This window comes from Nocardioides sp. P4_G4, from assembly GCF_056401085.1.
The window spans coordinates 1-582 of the sequence record NZ_JBFUKA010000192.1 but is presented as its reverse complement, the minus strand read 5'-3'; the positions used below and the strand labels follow the sequence as shown (position 1 = coordinate 582).

General features: G+C 74.4%; 1 protein-coding gene. It reads left to right on the top strand.

The window, feature by feature from the left end:
* On the top strand, positions 1-350 hold a 350-nt coding region (locus AC1DQF_RS21675), incomplete at its 5' end, for a TetR/AcrR family transcriptional regulator C-terminal ligand-binding domain-containing protein (protein WP_477527287.1).
* Between the last annotated feature and the right edge of the window lie 232 nt (positions 351-582).

Genomic DNA, 582 nt, shown 5'->3' with positions numbered 1-582 from the left:
AGCCGGACGTCGACCTGCCGATCGAGGACAAGCTGTTGTGGGTCCTGACCCGGACCGAGGAGGTGCTCGCGCGCGGGATCGGTCTGGGCGGGGTGGCCTCGGTGCTCGGCGACGGGGACCGCGACTTCAGCGCGGCCCTGCGTCGCGCTCTGGACGACGGCTTGCGCCCCGTCCGCGAGCAGGTCGCCACCGACGTCGCGGCCGGTCGGCTGCTGCCCTCGGTCGATCCGGACGCCCTGCTGGACCTCGTCCTCGGCTCCTACCTCGCCGAGACGCTGCGCCACGGCTCGCCACCCCGCCCAGAGTGGCGTCAGCGGACGGCGGACCTGCTCGGCACGCTCGCGACCTAGGCGCCCTGCGCGCGGCCCGGTGAGCGGTGAGTCAGCCACATTCCAGCGCGGTGAGATGTGGCTCGGCCACCGCCGGCCCGCGCGTCGTAGTCGACACGCCCGCGGGCGGTGGGTCAGCCACGTTCCGTCACCTCGGAGGGTGGCTGGCTCACCGCTCCCGGGCGCGCGGGCGCGTCGTACGGCGGCACGCCCGAGGCCGGTGAGGCAGCCACATTCCAACGCGGTGAGATGT